The organism is Paenibacillus terrae (assembly GCF_005217525.1).
In the GTDB taxonomy this organism is placed as follows: Bacteria; Bacillota; Bacilli; order Paenibacillales; family Paenibacillaceae; genus Paenibacillus; species Paenibacillus terrae_C.
This window is the reverse complement of record NZ_PNXQ01000016.1, coordinates 776,194-794,229: the sequence shown is the minus strand read 5'-3', so window position 1 is coordinate 794,229 and position 18,036 is coordinate 776,194. Positions and strand designations below refer to the sequence as shown.

19 protein-coding genes and 1 pseudogene are annotated in these 18,036 nt (G+C 47.0%); 19 read left to right on the top strand and 1 reads right to left on the bottom strand.

Annotated features, from left to right (window positions below; all coding sequences use genetic code 11):
- Positions 1–7 precede the first annotated feature (7 nt).
- Positions 8–934, bottom strand: coding sequence for a polysaccharide deacetylase family protein (locus C1I60_RS21180; RefSeq protein WP_137063486.1), 927 nt, complete (start codon positions 932–934; stop codon positions 8–10).
- 93 nt (positions 935–1,027) lie between these two features.
- On the opposite strand from C1I60_RS21180, the gene C1I60_RS21175 reads away from it, so the two are divergent.
- The 19 genes and pseudogenes from C1I60_RS21175 to C1I60_RS25930 all read left to right on the top strand — a co-directional run.
- The gene (locus tag C1I60_RS21175; protein WP_137063485.1) at positions 1,028–1,405 is read left to right on the top strand and encodes a hypothetical protein; all 378 of its coding nucleotides are present in this window, start codon (positions 1,028–1,030) and stop codon (positions 1,403–1,405) included.
- A 197-nt stretch (positions 1,406–1,602) separates the two neighbouring features.
- Positions 1,603–2,217 carry a genetic competence negative regulator gene (locus C1I60_RS21170; RefSeq protein ID WP_137063484.1) on the top strand — a complete coding sequence of 205 codons (615 nt, stop codon included), beginning with the start codon at positions 1,603–1,605 and terminating at the stop codon, positions 2,215–2,217.
- 86 nt (positions 2,218–2,303) lie between these two features.
- Complete coding sequence (prsW, locus tag C1I60_RS21165) at positions 2,304–2,999, top strand: glutamic-type intramembrane protease PrsW (RefSeq protein ID WP_137063483.1); 696 nt, start codon at positions 2,304–2,306, stop codon at positions 2,997–2,999.
- 265 nt (positions 3,000–3,264) lie between these two features.
- A complete protein-coding gene (gene ypeB, locus C1I60_RS21160; protein WP_137063482.1) occupies positions 3,265–4,647 on the top strand; it encodes a germination protein YpeB in 1,383 nt (460 codons plus the stop codon).
- A 176-nt stretch (positions 4,648–4,823) separates the two neighbouring features.
- A complete protein-coding gene (locus C1I60_RS21155; protein ID WP_137063481.1) occupies positions 4,824–5,480 on the top strand; it encodes a flagellar brake protein in 657 nt (218 codons plus the stop codon).
- Between the two features lie 132 nt (positions 5,481–5,612).
- Positions 5,613–6,320, top strand: a complete 708-nt coding sequence (gene cmk / locus C1I60_RS21150) for a (d)CMP kinase (RefSeq protein ID WP_137063480.1) — start codon at positions 5,613–5,615, stop codon at positions 6,318–6,320.
- Entirely contained in the window at positions 6,317–6,910 is a 594-nt protein-coding gene (locus tag C1I60_RS21145) for a lysophospholipid acyltransferase family protein (RefSeq protein WP_137063479.1), read from the top strand. The genes cmk and C1I60_RS21145 overlap by 4 nt, the downstream gene beginning before the upstream one ends.
- Positions 6,911–7,029: 119 nt before the next feature.
- Positions 7,030–8,256 carry a 30S ribosomal protein S1 gene (rpsA, locus tag C1I60_RS21140; protein WP_137063478.1) on the top strand — a complete coding sequence of 409 codons (1,227 nt, stop codon included), beginning with the start codon at positions 7,030–7,032 and terminating at the stop codon, positions 8,254–8,256.
- A gap of 144 nt (positions 8,257–8,400) precedes the next feature.
- Positions 8,401–9,723 carry a ribosome biogenesis GTPase Der gene (der, locus tag C1I60_RS21135; protein WP_137063477.1) on the top strand — a complete coding sequence of 441 codons (1,323 nt, stop codon included), beginning with the start codon at positions 8,401–8,403 and terminating at the stop codon, positions 9,721–9,723.
- A gap of 11 nt (positions 9,724–9,734) precedes the next feature.
- Positions 9,735–10,343: a glycerol-3-phosphate 1-O-acyltransferase PlsY gene (gene plsY / locus C1I60_RS21130; RefSeq protein WP_137063476.1), complete on the top strand. Its 609-nt coding sequence runs from the start codon at positions 9,735–9,737 to the stop codon at positions 10,341–10,343.
- Positions 10,336–11,376, top strand: coding sequence for an NAD(P)H-dependent glycerol-3-phosphate dehydrogenase (locus C1I60_RS21125; protein WP_137063475.1), 1,041 nt, complete (start codon positions 10,336–10,338; stop codon positions 11,374–11,376). The genes plsY and C1I60_RS21125 overlap by 8 nt, the downstream gene beginning before the upstream one ends.
- Positions 11,377–11,547: 171 nt before the next feature.
- A complete protein-coding gene (locus C1I60_RS21120; RefSeq protein ID WP_137063474.1) occupies positions 11,548–11,823 on the top strand; it encodes a stage VI sporulation protein F in 276 nt (91 codons plus the stop codon).
- A gap of 185 nt (positions 11,824–12,008) precedes the next feature.
- Positions 12,009–12,635, top strand: a complete 627-nt coding sequence (locus C1I60_RS21115; protein ID WP_170970885.1) for a hypothetical protein — start codon at positions 12,009–12,011, stop codon at positions 12,633–12,635.
- 53 nt (positions 12,636–12,688) lie between these two features.
- Positions 12,689–13,039, top strand: coding sequence for a 2Fe-2S iron-sulfur cluster-binding protein (locus C1I60_RS21110; RefSeq protein ID WP_044646787.1), 351 nt, complete (start codon positions 12,689–12,691; stop codon positions 13,037–13,039).
- A gap of 190 nt (positions 13,040–13,229) precedes the next feature.
- Positions 13,230–13,511 (top strand): hypothetical protein, encoded by a 282-nt coding sequence (locus C1I60_RS24990; RefSeq protein WP_137063473.1) that lies wholly within the window; start codon positions 13,230–13,232, stop codon positions 13,509–13,511.
- Between the two features lie 13 nt (positions 13,512–13,524).
- Positions 13,525–15,003, top strand: a complete 1,479-nt coding sequence (gene spoIVA, locus C1I60_RS21100) for a stage IV sporulation protein A (RefSeq protein WP_137063472.1) — start codon at positions 13,525–13,527, stop codon at positions 15,001–15,003.
- 211 nt (positions 15,004–15,214) lie between these two features.
- The gene (locus C1I60_RS21095) at positions 15,215–16,318 is read left to right on the top strand and encodes a sugar ABC transporter substrate-binding protein (protein WP_137063471.1); all 1,104 of its coding nucleotides are present in this window, start codon (positions 15,215–15,217) and stop codon (positions 16,316–16,318) included.
- Between the two features lie 67 nt (positions 16,319–16,385).
- Complete coding sequence (locus C1I60_RS21090) at positions 16,386–17,903, top strand: sugar ABC transporter ATP-binding protein (RefSeq protein WP_137063470.1); 1,518 nt, start codon at positions 16,386–16,388, stop codon at positions 17,901–17,903.
- Positions 17,900–18,036 (top strand): annotated as a pseudogene (locus C1I60_RS25930) (ABC transporter permease); the annotation flags it as partial. The gene C1I60_RS21090 and the pseudogene C1I60_RS25930, both read left to right, overlap by 4 nt.

Genomic DNA, 18,036 nt, shown 5'->3' with positions numbered 1-18,036 from the left:
AGGGCTGTTAACTGACAGGCACCTCAATACTTTGTGGATCGACAAATTGGTAACCCTTTTGCTCCAGACGGGTCAACAGGTTATCCAATGCTTCTACGGTCCATGGCAGCTCATGCATTAAAATATTACTGCCTGGATGCAATTGCTCCGTCACATTTTTGAGAATTGCATCGGTTTTATTCGGCTGGCTCTTTTTCATTGTCCAATCGAGCGAACCAACGGACCATGTCATATATAAAAGTCCGTTTTCCTTGGCGACCTTGCGGCCGACATCCCCACCTGCACCATGAGGAGGGCGGAAGAACAGCGGCGTTTGACCCGTTGTGTCCTTAACAATTTTTTGCACCGATTCAATTTGCTTCTCCACTTCGGCCTCGGATTTGTTCTTTAGCACGATGTGATCCCAGCTATGGTTGCCAATGGGCTGCCCACGGTCATGTATGAGCTTGAGCAGCTCAGGGTGCTCCTTTACGCGGTAACCGTTTACGAAGAAAATGGCTTTAGCCTTGTGCTTGTCCAGTATGTCAATGATTTTGTTGATCATGACAGCTTCCTTGGGTCCGTCGTCAAAGGTCAGCAAAACAACCTTTTTCTCCGCTCCTTGCTGGTTAGGGACCACGTTGTAAGCCTTGTCCAAATGATACGTTTTGTTAGCAGTAGCCGTTGAATTTATAGCCTCGTTGCTGTCGGCCACGGTGTTGCCAGTTTGCGGTGTTATTTGGACTGCTGAGTTGTTAACATGATTACTGCCTGCATGCTCACTGCTGTTGGTTGGGGAAGAAGCTGTGCCCTGTCCTTTGTCTGTGTTGTCACTGGTTTCAGACGTTGCCGGGGTCTGGTTATTGCTTGTGGCTGCCGATTCCGGCTTGGCCGCAGTACAAGCACTTAGCAGCAGACATGCGGTCAACAAGGCGGCTGCTGTTTTTGTACCCATTAATTCATCTCACCTTCCTGTATTTATACCGTATGAGTTTGTCTCTGCTGACGAACACTATGCTTGATTCTACCACAAAGGGAGGTTCTAAATGTGAAAACATCTTCATTTTTCCTGGGAATCGTTTTGGGTGCAGTGGCGAGCACTATGATCTCCCGTAACCGCAGTATGTTAGGCTTATCTATGAACATGGATGGAAAAAAAGGCGGTAATCTGGTTCAAAAAGCCCGTACCAAAATGATGGATGCGGCGTTCCCCGGAATGGGTGATATTACGCTTAACAAGCAAGACACCCATAAGGATCACGATCACCGTTCCACAACAGATAAAACAGCTCATAGCGCCCATACAGCCCAAACAAAAGAAGAAAATATGAAGCTGATTAAAGATTTTATCAGCACCAGTCCCGATGTTAAGCGTGAGGTCGAGCAAATCCTGAAAGAAACTCATACAGCCGTACCGGGTTTGTAACCCGGAACCTCTATCCCGAATCATTTTGCGGCTTTTTTGTAAAAGCCGTTCAAATGATTCTTTTTTTTATCATTTTTATTGCGTGCATTTACGATTATAAAATGATAACATGATTACATAGAACCATTTTCTTCACAAGCACCATAAATGCATCATAATCTGTTAATAACACTCGGCTGCCAGGAGGAGGGTCCAGTATGAAAATAGAAAGATTAAGCCAAGACAAGATACGGATTTTCCTTACCTTTGACGATTTGAGCGAACGCGGTATTCAAAAAGACGATATGTGGCAAGAGATTCCAAGAGTCCATGAGCTGTTCACCGAAATGATGGATCAGGCATATAGTGAGCTGGGCTTCGACGCCACGGGACCGTTAGCTGTCGAAGTATTTGCGCTTCCTGCTCAGGGCATGGTAGTTATCGTCACTCGGGGGAAATACGACCACCAGCAATATGGCTCGGGTCCCGATGATGATCTTCCGGAGGAAGTGTATGAAATGGAAGTTACGCTGGAGCACAGCGATTCCATCGTCTACGCGTTTAGCGATTTCGAAGTACTCATAGAAGCGGCTCACATGCTCCGTAGTAACACCACGGATGCAGGCAAGCTGTATCATTATAGAGGAAAATGGATTCTGCATTTGGAACCTGAAGAAGTGGAAGAGCCCAAGCTTGCGGCCTTGATCGCGGTTCTTGCTGAATTTGGGGAAGGCTCATCCGTAACACCGGCAATGCTGGAGGAGTATGGCAAGCTGGTCATTCCTGAACAGGCGATTGATGTCATCTGCACTCATTTTGACAGCCGCTCTTAATGAGACTAAGGAAAAGTAATATCGAAGTGACTTTGTCGGCTCTGCGCTGAATGCAGGGCCGACTCATTTTTACGGAGGGATGATCGGTGCTTCTGTTTTCTGTTTTAGCGGCAGCAACTGCGCCGGGTCTCGCCTTATTAATGTATTTTTACTTGAAGGACAGATATGAATCCGAGCCGCTGCACATGGTTATCAAAGTGTTTTTGCTCGGTTTTTTGGTGGTACTGCCTGTCATGATTTTTCAACGCGGGTTGCTGCTTTGGCTGGGGGATAATACGTTATTTCAGGTGTTCGGCATTTCGGCCGGAGTGGAAGAGTTTTTTAAATGGTTTTTGCTGTACCACTTTATATATAATCACACCGAGTTCGATGAACCTTATGACGGTATTTTGTATGCCACCGCAATCTCGCTTGGATTTGCAACCGTTGAAAATCTGTTGTACGCATGGGCAGGCCACGCTTCTGTTAGTATGATGCTGATGAGATCATTACTTCCGGTATCCGGTCATGCGATGTTTGGAGTCATGATGGGCTATTACATGGGGAAGGCCAAGTTTTCAGAGGACTGGAAAAGCAAATATATGTTGCTTCTGTCACTGGTACTTCCGTGGTTCTGGCATGGCATATATGACCTGATTCTGACGACAATTTCACATGACTGGATCTGGTTTATCATTCCTCTGATGGCATTCCTCTGGTATGGAGGGATGGCAAAAATCGGTAGGGCCAACAACCGATCTCCATTTCGATTGTTCAAACGGGATGAAAAGGTTAATATGTAACAAATTGGGGCACACTGATCTGACAAACCTGTTAGAGAAAGAGGTGTCTTTTTTTTGCGTATTAAAGTAAGGATATATTGTAAAAGGTGTGGTGAACGTTTCGTACTGAGAGGACGGATGGAGCAAGGGAGTGTTCAGACCGGATTTAAGCGCTGTATCTGCGATAACTGTGAGTTTATTATCGAACTTATGGAAAACCATGCATAAGAGAGCATTCTTCTTGTCACACTATCGGTAGTGTACTTGAAGAAAGGAGACTCCCAATATGTATAGACGACTTAGTGCCGTAATGTTTCCGATTGTTACCCTGATTCTGATAGGAGCATTTGTGTGGGGTTATCGGGAAAGCCAGATGAGAAAAGAGGTATCTCTTCAGGCAAAAAGCATGTCGATTAAAGCGGAAAACCAATATCAGCGTGCGTTTCATGATTTGTCGTTTCGTATGGACCAGCTGCACTCCCAACTTGGTAACGCGGTTGCTGTCCATAATACTTCACACGCGATGCATCGCAAATGTTTGATGAACGTGTGGAGGATTACAAGTGAGGCCCAAAATGATGTTAATCAGTTGCCTCTCAATGTAATGCCGTTTAATCATGCGAAGGATTTGCTGTCGCATGTATCTGCATTTTCGTATCAGACTGCCGTACGTGATCTGGACCACGAGCCTTTGAATGAGAAAGAAATATCAAATCTAAAAGCGTTATATAACAATTCCAAAGAAATTTCGAAAAATATGCACGAAGTTCGTCAAAAAGTTATTAGCAAAAACTTGCGCTGGACGGATGTAGACATGGCGCCAGGCTCACAAACGGGTCCAAAGGATAACACCATTATTGATGGCTTCCAAACTGTGGACAAAAAGGTGGAGAGCTACAAGGAGCTGGATTGGGGACCATCCGTGGCTAGCATCTATGATAAGCGCTCTGTGAAGAAGCTGAGTCTTCCTGCTGTGAGCGCGGAGCAAATTAAGCGGAATGCGGCAGAATTTACAGGGAAACCGGAAAGCCAAATCCGTGTCCATGAAAATGGTAAAGGAACGGAATGGGCATCCTATACAGCTACTTTGTATAACAAACAGAAGCCTGTAGCCACCATGGATTATACCAAAAAAGGCGGCAAGCTTATTTCTTACCATGATATGAGAACGGTTGGCCCGAAAAAATCAACTCGCAATGAGGCGATCCGCTATGCGAGTGAATACCTCCAACGTAAGGGATATCCGGGGATGAAGCCTGTTTCTTATGATGAAAATGGAAATTTAGCGAGCATCACATTCGCCACCCAAAAAGGGGATGTGATCATATATCCAGAAAAAATCACAGTTAGATCCGGCCTCGATAACGGGCAAGTAATCGGTTTTCAGTCGAGTGACTACGTGTACGAGCATAGCCATCTCCGCCGTATTCCGAAGGCTAAGCTGGATGTGAAGGCAGCACGTGCGAAGCTGAACCCTGAGTTTCGTGAAACGTATCACCGGAAAGCACTGATTGAAAATGAACTGTCCAAAGAGGTACTGTGTTATGAATTTGGCGGGAAAATCAACGGCTCCATTTACCGGATCTACATTAACGCTGATACGGGGATGGAAGAAACGATTGAGCAAGTTAAAGACTCGGACGAACCGGCTTCTGGAAGTCATGTTTAAGTGTAAATAGGGTAAATACGTAAAAATGAACCATTAGTCACGCTAAACCTCCTTCAGTAAGGAGGTTTTTTGTGCTTTTGACATGGTTATAGCAAATATAATGCTTAAAATAGGCATAAAGTCGTGGTATTATATACCTTATTAAAGCTTTTAAATAGATAAGGATGGTGGGCGGTTTGTTTCCTAAAATTAATGATGTGCTATACATACAAGTGGCTGGTACCGATCATGCGGACGAACATTTTGAATTTAAGTCGCGTATTGCGGAAGAGGAGTCCCAGAACTTTCTAATAGAAATACCCATGTCTCAAACGAGCGGGCAACTGAAAAAACTGTTTTTAGGAGAAGAACTGTCGATATTTTTTATGAGCGAGGGCGGAATAAAAAACTACTTCAATACCCACGTTACCGGCTTTAAAGAGGATGTGCTTCGGATGGTCCGCATTCACAAGCCTATCCCAGACAGCATCAGCAAAATTCAGCGTCGAAATTTTCTAAGGGTTCAGGCCAACCTGGAAATTGCCGTAAAGTATGGATCAAACGAATTAAGGTTTGTAGGTGAAACACATGATGTGGGAGGTGGAGGAGTTTCTTTTCAGACCCAAGGATCACATCACCTGGAAGAAGGTGAATCATTGTCCTGCTGGATTCTGATCCCTTATAAAAATGGAACTCAGGAGCATGTCCCGTTCCAATCCGAAATTGTACGTATTCAGCAAATGGAAAACGGTCGCAGGCTGATCATGCTAAAATATGAGAAAATTGCTGATCAGGAGCGTCAAAAGCTTATCAAATATTGCTTTGAGCGTCAGTTGGAATTCCGGGGGAGATAGCCATCATCCCGGTTTATTCTTTTATTGTTAACCTGCCGTTCATTTTGCATCAACTCTGAATGTGTGGTATAATTTTCACGTCGCAGGCAATGCCTGCTTTTTTCTTGAGGTTAGGTTAGGAGGAATTACCCGTTGGCAAGGCAACATGTATCTTCAAGTAATAAAATAAATGTAGCCATTGATGGACCTGCTGGTGCAGGGAAAAGTACGGTGGCCCGCTTGGTAGCGAAAGCACTTTCTTATGTTTATGTAGATACCGGAGCGATGTACCGGGCAGCAACGTGGTATATGATTCGCAAGGAAATTCCGGCGGAAAATGTACAAAAAGTGCTTCAACATGTGCCCGAGCTGGTGATTGAATTAGTACCGGACCCTACAGGCCAAAAGGTTTATTGTAACGGGGAAGATGTAACGACAGTGATTCGTTCGATGGAAGTGACAGGCAAGGTGTCACAGTATTCGAGTATTGCGGGGTTACGTTCGCGTTTGACTGAAAACCAGCGTGAAATGGCAGCTCGTAAAGGTGTCGTTATGGATGGTCGTGATATTGGAACCACTGTGCTTCCTGATGCGGAAGTCAAGGTGTTTATGACCGCAAGTGTTCAGGAACGTGCCTCTCGCCGGTTTAAAGAACTAAGCGGAACTGATGATATTACTCTGGAGCAGCTCGAACGTGACATTGCGGCACGTGACAAGCTTGATGAGGAGAGGGAGGTATCCCCGCTTCGTTGCAGTGACGACGCTATCATGCTGGATACAACCCATATGGGCATTCAGGATGTCGTCGGTACCATTGTATCTTACTGCACCACGGCGAAGGATGGAGAGATCAACCAATGATATATGCTGTATGCGTCCGTATTTTGCGTCTCATATACCGCTTTCTGTTCAGACTTGAGGCAGTAGGCAGGGAAAATGTTCCTGCTGTGGGCGGAGTACTGTTGTGTTCTAACCATATTAGTAATCTGGACCCTCCGACAGTTGGCATTTTGCTGGATCGAAAGGTTCACTTTATGGCGAAAGCCGAGCTATTTAATACGCCTGTACTTGGTCCGTTAATTGACAAGCTGGGAGCTTTTCCAGTCAAACGCGGTGGTGTGAGCAAGGAATCCATTAAGCTGGCCTTGACCATTTTGCGTGAAGGTAAGGTTATGGGGATCTTTCCCGAAGGTTCCAGGGGAGCCGGGGGAATCGGTAAAAAGGGTGCTGCCAGCTTTGCGCTGCGTAGTGGAGCGGCTGCCGTTCCGGTCGCCATTGTTGGTGATTACAAGCTTTTCCGTAAAACGAAAGTGATATACGGTAAACCTGTTAATTTGGATGCTTACCAAAAAGGCGCCGTTATCGAAGGAGATCCGCTTGAACTGGCAACAGAAGAGATTATGACTCGTATTCGTACAATGCGAGAAACCGGCGAGCCTACGATTAATTGAAAGGCCTGCATGAATTGTGTCTAATCTCGGAAAACTAGAACAGAAGTTTAACAGTGTTTTGAACTCTGCCATGCGCAGGTTTAAATAAATGGTTTTTTTGAATTGAGGAGGGTATTGACATGTCGGAAGAAATTAAAAATCAAGAAGCTGCTGAAGCGGCAAACCAAGACGAGCTCGATCAAATCGTCTCCCTGAAAAAAGGTGACACCGTTAAAGGTACAATCGTGAAATTGGAAGATAACCAAGCGGTAGTAAGCATTGGATATAAATACGATGGAATTATTCCAATTCGCGAGTTGTCTTCTGGTTTGGACAACGCAGAAGAAGCAGTACAAGTAGGTCAAGAGGTTGAAGCTAGAATTATCAGCATCGACGACGGCAAAGAAAAACTTGTTCTGTCCAAACGTGCAATCGACAGCGAAAATGCTTGGGAAAAGCTGGAGCAGCTGTTTGAAAGCAAAGAAGTATTTGAAGTGGTTGTTAATGATGTCGTTAAAGGCGGCATCGTTGTAGACGTGGGTCTGCGCGGATTTATCCCTGCATCCATGGTAGAACGCCATTTCGTTGAAGATTTCAGCGATTACAAAGGCCGCACATTGCGTGTTGTCGTGAAAGAGCTGGATCATGAAAACAACAAAGTAATCCTTTCTCAAAAAGACGTTCTGGAAGCAGAATTCGAAGCCAACAAGCTTAAAGTAATGGCTGAGCTGAAAGAAGGACAAGAAATCGTGGGTACGGTTCAACGTCTCACTCAATTCGGTGCTTTCGTTGACGTAGGCGGCGTGGATGGTTTGGTTCATGTATCTGAAATTGCCTGGACTCATGTTGACAAGCCTTCCGATGCGGTTTCTGAAGGCGAACAAGTAAAAGTGAAAGTCCTGAAAGTGGACCCTGAAAAAGGAAAAATCAGCTTGAGCATGAAAGCTGCACAGCCTGGACCTTGGGAATCTGCTGCTGGACAATTTAACAACGGTGACGTTGTAACAGGCGTTGTTAAACGTCTGGTTAACTTCGGTGCATTCGTTGAAATCGCTCCTGGCGTGGAAGGTTTGGTTCATATCTCCCAAATTTCCCACAAACACATCGGAACTCCACAAGAAGTTTTGGAAGAAGGACAAGAAGTAAAGGTTAAAATTCTTGAAATGAGTCCCACTGAAAAACGTGTTAGCCTGAGCATTAAAGAAACTGAGGAAGCTCCAGAAGCTGCTCCAAGAGCAGAAAGAGCGCCACGTGCATCCCGCGCACCTCGTGAGGAACTGAACAATCCGAACGTTTCTTTGAATAATTCCGGTCTGAGCATTACGCTTGGCGAACGTTTTGGCGATAAACTGAACAAATTTAAATGAGTTTGAATCAATACACTTTATAAGCATAACGTACACCATCGGCGGACCCAGAGGGTTCGCCGATTGTTGTTACGTGACAATATCGCTAACAGGCATGTTTTTTGCTATGATGATAGCGGAAGAATTGACAGGAGGAGTGAATTTATGGCAAGACCCGTTGTGGCTATTGTCGGTCGTCCGAATGTGGGCAAATCCACCATTTTTAATCGGATTATCGGGGATCGTTTATCCATAGTGGAAGATAAGCCTGGAATCACCCGTGACCGGATTTACGGTATATCGGAGTGGAACGGTAAATCCTTCAGTATTATTGATACTGGCGGCATTGAGATAGATGGAGAAGATGAAATCTTGAAATCCATCCGAATGCAAGCCGAACTAGCTATAGAAGAAGCAGATGTTATTGTATTCATGAGTGATGCGAAGGCTGGGATTACGCAATCTGATGAAGAGGTAGCCCAAATGCTGTATCGTTCAGGCAAGCCTGTTATTGTGGCTGTAAACAAGGTGGACAATCTGGAACGTGCGGATCTGATTTATGAGTTTTATTCCTATGGATTCGGCGACCCTATTGCCATTTCCGGTAGCCACGGTATAGGTCTTGGTGACCTATTGGATGCGATTACGTCCAATTTGCCTGAGCTGGAAGAGGACATTTATGAAGAAGATGTGATCCGTGTTGCCTTGATCGGCCGCCCGAACGTAGGCAAATCCTCGCTCGTTAACGCCATTCTGGGAGAGGAACGGGTTATTGTTAGTGACATTGCAGGTACAACGCGTGATGCAATTGATACGCCTTTTGAAAAAGACGGTCAGAAGTATGTACTGATTGATACGGCGGGTATGCGTAAACGTGGTAAAGTATATGAGACGACAGAAAAATATAGTGTGATGCGTGCAATGCGTGCTATTGAGCGTGCAGATGTCGTACTGGTCGTTATTAACGGCGAGGAAGGTATTATTGAGCAGGATAAGCACATTGCTGGATACGCATATGAAGCGGGTAAAGCCTCGCTGTTTGTTGTGAACAAATGGGATGTCGTGGATAAGGACGATAAAACGATGCGCCAGTTTGAAACTAAAATTCGCGATCACTTTCTGTTCATGACCTATGCTCCGATTGTGTTCTTGTCTGCTAAAACAAAGCAGCGCTTGCAAAAGCTGCTCCCTGTTGTTCAGCATGTGGCGCAGCAGCATGTCTTGCGTATTCAGACGCATTTGCTGAACGATGTTATTTCCGATGCGGTTGCGATTAATCCTCCGCCAACTGACAAAGGACGCCGTATGCGTATTAACTACGTAACTCAGGTTGCTGTTAAGCCGCCTACGATGGTTGTATTTGTAAATGATCCGGAAATGATGCACTTCTCTTACGAGCGTTATCTGGAGAACAAAATTCGCGCCGCCTTCAACTTTGAGGGAACTCCAATTCGTATCTTTACACGGCGCAAGTCTGACGAAGGTTAGGAGCGAATAGGTTGATTTTACAGATCGTTGCCATCGTACTCAGTTACTTGCTTGGCTCTGTCAGCTTCAGTCTGCTGTATGGAAAATTAAAAGGAATCGACATTCGCCAGCATGGAAGCGGCAATGCCGGCGCGACGAATACGCTGCGTGTGCTTGGTAAAGGCCCTGCCATACTGGTACTGCTGCTGGACGTACTTAAAGGGATTGTTGCGGTGCTGATTGGGCACTGGCTTGGCGGAAATTCACTCTGGTTACCGGGTTTGTGTGGCATTGCGGCCATTGCAGGCCATAACTGGCCGGTATATTTTCACTTTCGCGGTGGAAAAGGTATTGCTACCGCCATTGGTGTATTGGTCTCGATTGCCTTACTTCCCGCATTGTATGCTGGAATTATTGCGATTCTCGCAATCGTAATTACGCGCTATGTATCCCTTGGATCGCTGATTTTTGTCATTTTGACCCCTTGGATATTGCTGGTACTTGGTTATGAATGGCAGTTCTTCTGGACGGCTCTGGTTATTTGTGTGTTTGCTGTGTGGAGACATCGTACCAACATTGCCAAACTGGTACGGGGGAAAGAAAACAAGCTTGGCTCCAAAGGAGGAGATCGTCTTGTCTGAGAAAATAGCTGTGCTGGTCGCGGGCAGTTGGGGAACGGCTCTGGCTTCCGTCCTTGCGGCCAATAACAACAATGTCTCTGTCTGGACGAGAAACGAACAGCAAGCTGCTGAAATCAATAAGAAGCATACGAATGAACGCTATTTACCTGGCTCCATCCTGTCTGAACGGATTATGGCTACAACCGATATGGAAGTTGCGGTGTCCGGTTCTAAAGCAGTCGTAATCGTAGCTCCTTCCGCTGCTGCGCGTCAGGTGGCGCGTAGTTTGAAAGCATTCTTTAGCAAGGATATGCTGATTGTCCATGCCATTAAAGGCTTTGAAACGGAAACACTCAAACGTATGTCCACGGTGATTTCAGAAGAGCTGGAAGTTGCGGAGGGTGATATTGCCGTGCTGTCCGGTCCGAGCCATGCGGAAGAAGTGGTGCGAAAATGTCCTACGACGGTTGTCGTAGCCTCGTCTAATGAGAAGGCAGCACAGGCTGCACAGGAGCTGTTTATGAACTCCTATTTCCGTGTGTATACGAACCGGGATTTGTTAGGTGTGGAGTTGTCGGGAGCATTGAAGAACATTATCGCTCTGGGTGCGGGTATGTCGGACGGATTAGGCTTCGGGGATAATGCAAAAGCGGCTTTGCTGACCCGTGGGTTGGCAGAGATTACTCGTGCCGGAGTAGAAATGGGAGCCAATCCGTTGACCTTTGCCGGGCTTGCAGGCATTGGCGATTTGGTCGTTACCGCAACGAGTCGTCACAGCCGTAACTGGCGTGCAGGCTCACTGCTTGGGCAGGGACAAAAACTTGATGATGTGCTAGAATCCATGGGTATGGTGGTAGAAGGCATTCGGACGACAAAAGCAGCCTATGCGATCTCGCAAAAGCTGGGTGTTCAGATGCCTATTACGGAAGTGCTGTACGGGGTACTATTTGAAGGACGTGACGTCCGCAAGGCCGTCGAGGCGCTCATGGGGCGCGACCCGAAAACCGAAATGGAAGTCATGCCTCTGCAAACATGGGAACAATGGCATTCATAAAGGTTTAGCTACACATAAAAACATACAAAAGGCTGTCTCGCAAGTAGATTTTATCTACAGGTTGAGACAGCCTTTTTCAGTTAGGCGTATGGCATGTCTTTTGTAAGCTTAATCACCTTTGGCTTTCACCGTTCATACACTGAGTTGAGCAATGGCGGAGGAGGGGAGAATGTGAGTAGAAACTTTCCGAAAGATGCGTTGAAGGCCATTAACAAAAAAGGCGGAAAAAACATATCTGAAAATGCGGTGAAAAAGCTGGCAAGCACCGTGAAAGCGGACACGCTTCAAAGTGAAGCACAGTTGCGTCAGTTGATAAAGCAGGTATCTGCGATGGCCAACATTCCAGTGTCGGAAGATACAGTAAGGGATATTGTCGGTGCCGTCAAAAAGAGCGGAATCAGTCCTTCCAATATGGAATCGTTGATGAAAATGATGATGAAAAAATAAAAATTCCGGCCGTATACCGGCTGATTCTATTCTCCGTGAACCGAACAGGTTCACGTTTTTTTATATATTCCAGCAGATTCTCGTCTGCTCTCTTATGCATAAAATGTCGAACTACCAACCATAACATGTTATAATGGTGCCCAACTGGAAACGGGATGATGGATGGAAAGGGAGGAAACCATGTGATGGAGGCTATACCTTCGGTGCGATTGAACAAGCTGCCTCAGGAGCTGACGGCTGCGCTGAGCAGCTTGGCGGACGGCTGGGCATCTAATGCTGTTCCCTGGATGCTGGGAGGAAGCTGTTCGTTGCTTGTGCAGGAGGTTGAGCTGGATCGACTGCCCCGAGATATTGATATTTATGCAGATATTCACGCGGCGAAGCAGCTTCATGCGAATGCACCGGGTATAATGATCGACCAACAGCAGGTGGATTGTAGTGGTTCGTACGTTTCATTACTGAGCCACTATGAGCTGGAGGGATTTCCAGTTGAGCTTGTGGGTGGTTTCGAGGTGCTGTGCGATGGAGCTTTATATCGTTTGGAGGTCGAGCGGCTGCTATGGGTGGCTGGAATCCGGCTTGACCTGGGGCGTTCTTCACTGCGTCTGATGCCACTCAGTCATGAGTTGCTATTTAATCTATTACGAAATCGACCTGACCGATATGAGGCGATAGCAGACGCCATGAAGCGTGATCCGCAGCGACATATCGCGGTACTGAATCAACTGCTGATCAGCAACATTTGGACAGATGACCAACTGGCTAAGCTGCAAGAGCTTTTGCCTTGGCCCGAGTTGCATTCCAGAAGCTGAATGAGGCTGTAATTTGGCAGGTTTGTGGTTGCTAAAAGAATGGAGGGCCGTTTATGGATGTGCATATTACGTTTAAGCCGTCAGGCAGGCGCGTACAGGTCGGTCAAGGCACGACATTGCTCCAGGCCGCACGTAAAGCGAACGTGTATATTCCAACCCGTTGTGATGGAAAAGCGGCCTGTCTCATGTGCAAGGTGCATATTTCACAGGAATGGGCTGTACACGCAGGCCAGCCAAGTGATGCAGAGCGCCGCAAGCTGGGACCTCTGCTGGATGAAGGCATCCGCTTGTCATGTCAGGCTCGCGCCCAGAGTAATGTTGAGGTGATGATACCAGAGGATAAGCTTAAGGCGGCTGTTCGGCGACAGCTTGAGCGTCAGGCACAGGAAGACGAACTGTGGTAAAACTTAAGCTCAAATGAATAAGAAACAAAGGATGTTATCCGACGACTATGAAACTATACCCCTAAAGTGAACGCTCAAAAAAGTGTTCTTAATATGGGGGCGAGTTGGCTTAGAAAGTCAGAGAGACATCCTTTTTTTATTATAAATCTAGCATCGAAGTCATGGGGGAACCCCACCACGCATATGTTAGGTGAGTGGACCCAAACGTAAAATATCGTTTTGCAGTGATCTCTGTGACGTACTCTATTTTTTCAAAAAACTGAACATATTTTACGGAGGGGATACATATGATGGTATCAGTCCAAATGCATGTACGAGTTTACGCCGTTTCGCCGATTCCATCAGTCTCCTGAACCTCGGCGGCGGACGACTTCCGGGCATTTTAAAGGCTGTTCTGCCGCATCTGGGATCAAGCAGTTGGTTGAACACGAAGCGGATGCTCATTAAGCATTTTTCCTTCGGAGACTTTTGAGGAGGGGATTTCATTGGAGAAAGTGGACATTTTTAAAGACATTGCCGAACGCACCGGAGGAGATATTTATCTTGGGGTCGTCGGCGCAGTCCGAACAGGTAAATCAACTTTTATCAAACGGTTTATGGAGACGATTGTTCTGCCGAACATTACAAGTGAGGCGGACCGTGCCCGCGCCGTAGATGAGCTGCCACAAAGTGCGGCAGGGAAAACGATCATGACGACGGAGCCTAAATTCGTACCGAATAATGCTGTCCAGATCAAAGTAACGGAAGGACTGGATGTGAATGTCCGTCTGGTCGACTGTGTAGGATACGCAGTAGAGGGTGCGAAGGGCTACGAGGATGAAAATGGTCCACGGATGATCTCCACGCCATGGTTTGAAGAACCGATTCCGTTTCAGGAAGCGGCGGAGATTGGCACGCGCAAGGTCATTCAGGAGCATTCGACGCTCGGTGTTGTCGTCACGACAGACGGCACGATTGCGGAAATTCCGCGTAGCTCTTATGTAGAGTCGGAGGAGCGAGTCATTGAGGAGTTGAAAGAGGTAGGCAAGCCGTTTGTGCTGGTCATCAATTCCACGCATCCGCGCAGCGATGAAACACTTCAACTTCGCAGTGAGTTGGCAGCCAAGTATGATATTCCTGTCATGACACTCAGTGCAGCAACGATGACAGAAGATGATGTTACAGGCGTGCTTCGTGAAGTATTATATGAATTCCCAGTGCATGAGGTGAATGTGAACCTGCCAAGCTGGGTTATGGTACTGAATGAAGATCACTGGCTGCGCAGCAATTATGAGAATTCCGTCCGCGATACGGTAAAAGACATTCGACGCCTGCGTGATGTAGACCGAGTGGTCGGCCAGTTTATGGAGTATGAATTCATTGACAGGGCCGGTCTAAGCGGGATGAATATGGGGCAGGGTGTGGCGGAGATTGATCTGTTCGCACCGGATGAACTGTACGATCAGATTTTGGTCGAGGTGGTCGGGGTAGAGATTCGCGGCAAGGATCATCTGCTGCAAATGATGCAGGATTTTGCCCATGCCAAACGGGAATATGACCGCTTCGCCGAGGCATTGGAAATGGTCAAGACGACCGGATACGGTATTGCTGCTCCGTCGCTGGCTGAGATGGCGCTGGATGAACCGCAGCTAATTCGTCAGGGCACGAGATTTGGTGTGCGGCTCAAGGCCACAGCGCCTTCCATTCACATGATTCGTGTCGATGTGGAATCGGAATTTGCTCCGATTATCGGAACAGAGAAGCAAAGCGAGGAGCTTGTGCGCTATCTGATGCAGGATTTTGAAAATGACCCGATCAAAATTTGGGAATCGGACATTTTCGGACGCTCGTTGCATTCCATTGTGCGTGAAGGCATTCAGGGCAAGATCGCCATGATGCCAGACAATGCACGCTACAAGCTTCAGGAAACGCTGGGCCGCATTATTAACGAAGGCTCAGGCGGTCTGATTGCCATCATTCTTTAAGTGAAAGTAAATGAAAATCGTGTAAGAAAAATAACGCAGAGAGCTATCCGCTCTTTGTGTTATTTTTTTAATGTGGACTTGTCGCAATTTGTCATAAAAGCTCAGAAAATATTTTTATATTTATAAAACCTATTTACATACTTGGTTTAACGCGATATATTAAGTATCAAATTTGAATCATTTTGTTGAATGAACGAGGGGGAAACGAAACATGAATATCCAAAAAAACAAGAAGCTAGGACTAGGAGCTATGATGCTGCTGGTGCTGGTTTTGCTGGTCACTGCATGTGGTGCGCCGAAAACAGAGAGCGGCGGCCAAGGGACAAGCAGTACAGGAGCGAACACAACGGATACAAAAACAGACGGTTTAAATTTAAAAGGCAAACGGGTTGCATTAATTATGGAGTTTAACACAGGCACGTTCTCTCAGCAGTATGTTCAGGGCGTGGAAGAGGAAGTTAAGAAATTTGGCGGCACGCTGACCAAGTTTGTAGCAGACAACGACAAGGCAAAAATGGCCTCCTTGCTTGATAGCGCGATTAACCAGCAGTTTGATGTCATTTTGACAGACCATGGTGATGCGTTACTGGAAACAGGGTTGAAAAAAGCGGTTTCCCGCAATATCCCGGTTATCGTCTTCGATGCTGCGGTTAACGTTCCGGGGGCTGTCGTGCTTTCACAGGATGACCAAAGCATGGCCGAGCTGACTCTGGAGCAAATGAAAAAGGATATCGGCGGCAAAGGTAACATTGTAAAAGTGTGGGTTGCTGGGTTTGCACCGATGGAGCGTCGTCAGGTTGCTTACGATAAGTTCTTAAAAGCCAATCCGGATATTAAAGAAATTGCAACTTTTGGCTCAGCTCAGAATCCGGCTTTGGACACACAAGCCAAAATGGAAGCTGTGTTGAAACAATATCCTAAGGGTCAAATTACAGCGGTCTGGGCTGCCTGGGATGAATTTGCCAAAGGTGCAGCACGCGCCATCCAGCAAGCTGGACGCACGGAAATTAAAGTGTACGGCATTGATATGAGCGACGAGGATTTGCAAATGATTCAGGACCCGAAAAATTCTTGGGTGGCTTCAGCGGCTGTAGATCCGACAGATATCGGACGCGTACAAGTGCGCTATGCATACCAGAAGCTGCACGGAGATAAACCGGAGGAGCAAGTGGTACTGAAGGCGGTATACGTGCAGCGTGAAGCATTGCCAGATAAGCAAATCTCCACCTCCGAGCTGTCTCAATATGTAAAGGGATGGGGCCAAAGCGAGCAAGGCTACAAGGATTGGATGAAAGAATATGAAACGGCCAAATAAACTTTAAGATAAAGCACAAGGCGCGCTTCGGCGCGCTTTTATCATAAGCAGGCGTGAGGGAGGTACCATGAGTTCACAAGTGTATACACTGGAAATGAAGAAAATCAGCAAACAGTTTGCTGGTGTGGATGCGCTACGGTCCGTGGATTTTACGGTGCATGGCGGCGAAATTCACGCTCTGCTGGGCGCAAACGGAGCAGGTAAAAGTACACTGATGAAAATTTTATCCGGCGCGTATCGTTCCGATCAGGGGAGCATTGTTGCAGGAGGCAAGGAACTGAGCATTGGTTCGCCATGGGAGGCGAAGAGAGCCGGGATTCACTGTGTCTATCAGGAGGTCGATTCAGCGCTTGTGCCGCAGCTCAGCGTTGCGGAGAACATTGTCCTGGATGATTTGTCTGCACCTGAAGGACGCTGGTGGGCTGCGCCGGGTTCCATGCGCAAACGTGCGCGCGAGGCGTTGGAACGGCTGGAGGCCGATATTGACGTAAGGCAATACGTATCTGAGTTGACGTTGGCAGAAAAGCAGCTTGTGCTTATTGCACGTATTTTGACACAGCAAGCGAATACGATCATCTTCGATGAGCCTACAGCGCCACTCAGTGAAGAAGAAACGCGGCGCTTGTTCCGCACGATCCATACGCTTAAGTCAGAGGGCGTTGCATGTATTCTTATTACCCACCGATTGCCGGAGGTCATCGCACACAGCGACCGTGTTACAGTGATGCGTGATGGGGAGCGAGTGTTCACAGGTCCATCTGTTGATCTGAGTGTGGGCGACATCGTTACGCATATGCTTGGTAAAACATTTGAGGAGGAATTCCCAAAAACGGATGCTCCTATCGGTGAAACGGTGCTCGTAGCCAAAGGGCTTCACAAGGGATTACGGGTTCACGGTGTCGATTTGCAGGTCAGACGCGGGGAAATCTTGTCGATCGTAGGTTTGGTCGGTGCGGGCAAAACGGAGCTGTCCCGGCTTCTTACAGGCGCGGATAAGCCCGATAAGGGGGAACTGGTCTTCAAAGGCCGCTCCATTCGTCTGAGAGAGCCTGCGGATGCGATAGCTCAGGGGATTGTGTCCATACCTGAGGAACGGCGTAAGCAGGGTGTATTGATCGAAGAGACGGTAGAACGAAACCTTAGTCTTCCGCTGTTGGGCAAGTTAAGTGTTCTTGGTTTTATCAGTCGGCGCAAAGAACGTACGAACGGTAACGAAGTCGTTGCTTCCCTTGGCATTAAGACGCCATCTCTGCTCCAGAATGTTAAATATTTGAGTGGCGGGAATCAGCAAAAGGTTGCGATAGGAAAATGGCTGCATTCCGGGGCAGATGTGTTTGTTTTTGACGAGCCGACCAAGGGGGTGGATATCGGGGCGAAAAGTGATATTTTCCGTATCATTGGTGAACTGGCGGCCCAGGGAAAAGCGGTCATCTATCTAACTTGTGAATTTGCTGAGGGCATCGGTATTGGTGATCGGATTGCGGTGATGTATGACGGAAAAATAATAAAGGAATTTACGCGGGGCGAAGTGGAGCAGGAGCAGCTTCTGTTGTATGCCAGCGGCGGTGAAGAGGTGCATTCATGAAGGAAAAATGGTTAAACATCTCCTTTCGTTATGGGGCTGTAGTCGTAATTATGGGAGTGCTGGCGTTTTTTTCAGCCACATTGCCCTATTTCTGGACGTATGATAATTTGATGGACATTCTTGGCTCAATTGC

What these genes read in the sequence shown, in the direction of transcription:
- C1I60_RS21180 (WP_137063486.1), bottom strand. Translation starts at nt 934, where the DNA reads ATGGGTACAAAAACAGCAGCCGCCTTGTTGACCGCATGTCTGCTGCTA.
- C1I60_RS21170 (WP_137063484.1), top strand. Translation starts at nt 1,603, where the DNA reads ATGAAAATAGAAAGATTAAGCCAAGACAAGATACGGATTTTCCTTACC.
- ypeB (WP_137063482.1), top strand. Translation starts at nt 3,265, where the DNA reads ATGTATAGACGACTTAGTGCCGTAATGTTTCCGATTGTTACCCTGATT.
- C1I60_RS21145 (WP_137063479.1), top strand. Translation starts at nt 6,317, where the DNA reads ATGATATATGCTGTATGCGTCCGTATTTTGCGTCTCATATACCGCTTT.
- rpsA (WP_137063478.1), top strand. Translation starts at nt 7,030, where the DNA reads ATGTCGGAAGAAATTAAAAATCAAGAAGCTGCTGAAGCGGCAAACCAA.
- der (WP_137063477.1), top strand. Translation starts at nt 8,401, where the DNA reads ATGGCAAGACCCGTTGTGGCTATTGTCGGTCGTCCGAATGTGGGCAAA.
- C1I60_RS21115 (WP_170970885.1), top strand. Translation starts at nt 12,009, where the DNA reads ATGGAGGCTATACCTTCGGTGCGATTGAACAAGCTGCCTCAGGAGCTG.
- C1I60_RS21110 (WP_044646787.1), top strand. Translation starts at nt 12,689, where the DNA reads ATGGATGTGCATATTACGTTTAAGCCGTCAGGCAGGCGCGTACAGGTC.
- C1I60_RS21095 (WP_137063471.1), top strand. Translation starts at nt 15,215, where the DNA reads ATGAATATCCAAAAAAACAAGAAGCTAGGACTAGGAGCTATGATGCTG.
- C1I60_RS21090 (WP_137063470.1), top strand. Translation starts at nt 16,386, where the DNA reads ATGAGTTCACAAGTGTATACACTGGAAATGAAGAAAATCAGCAAACAG.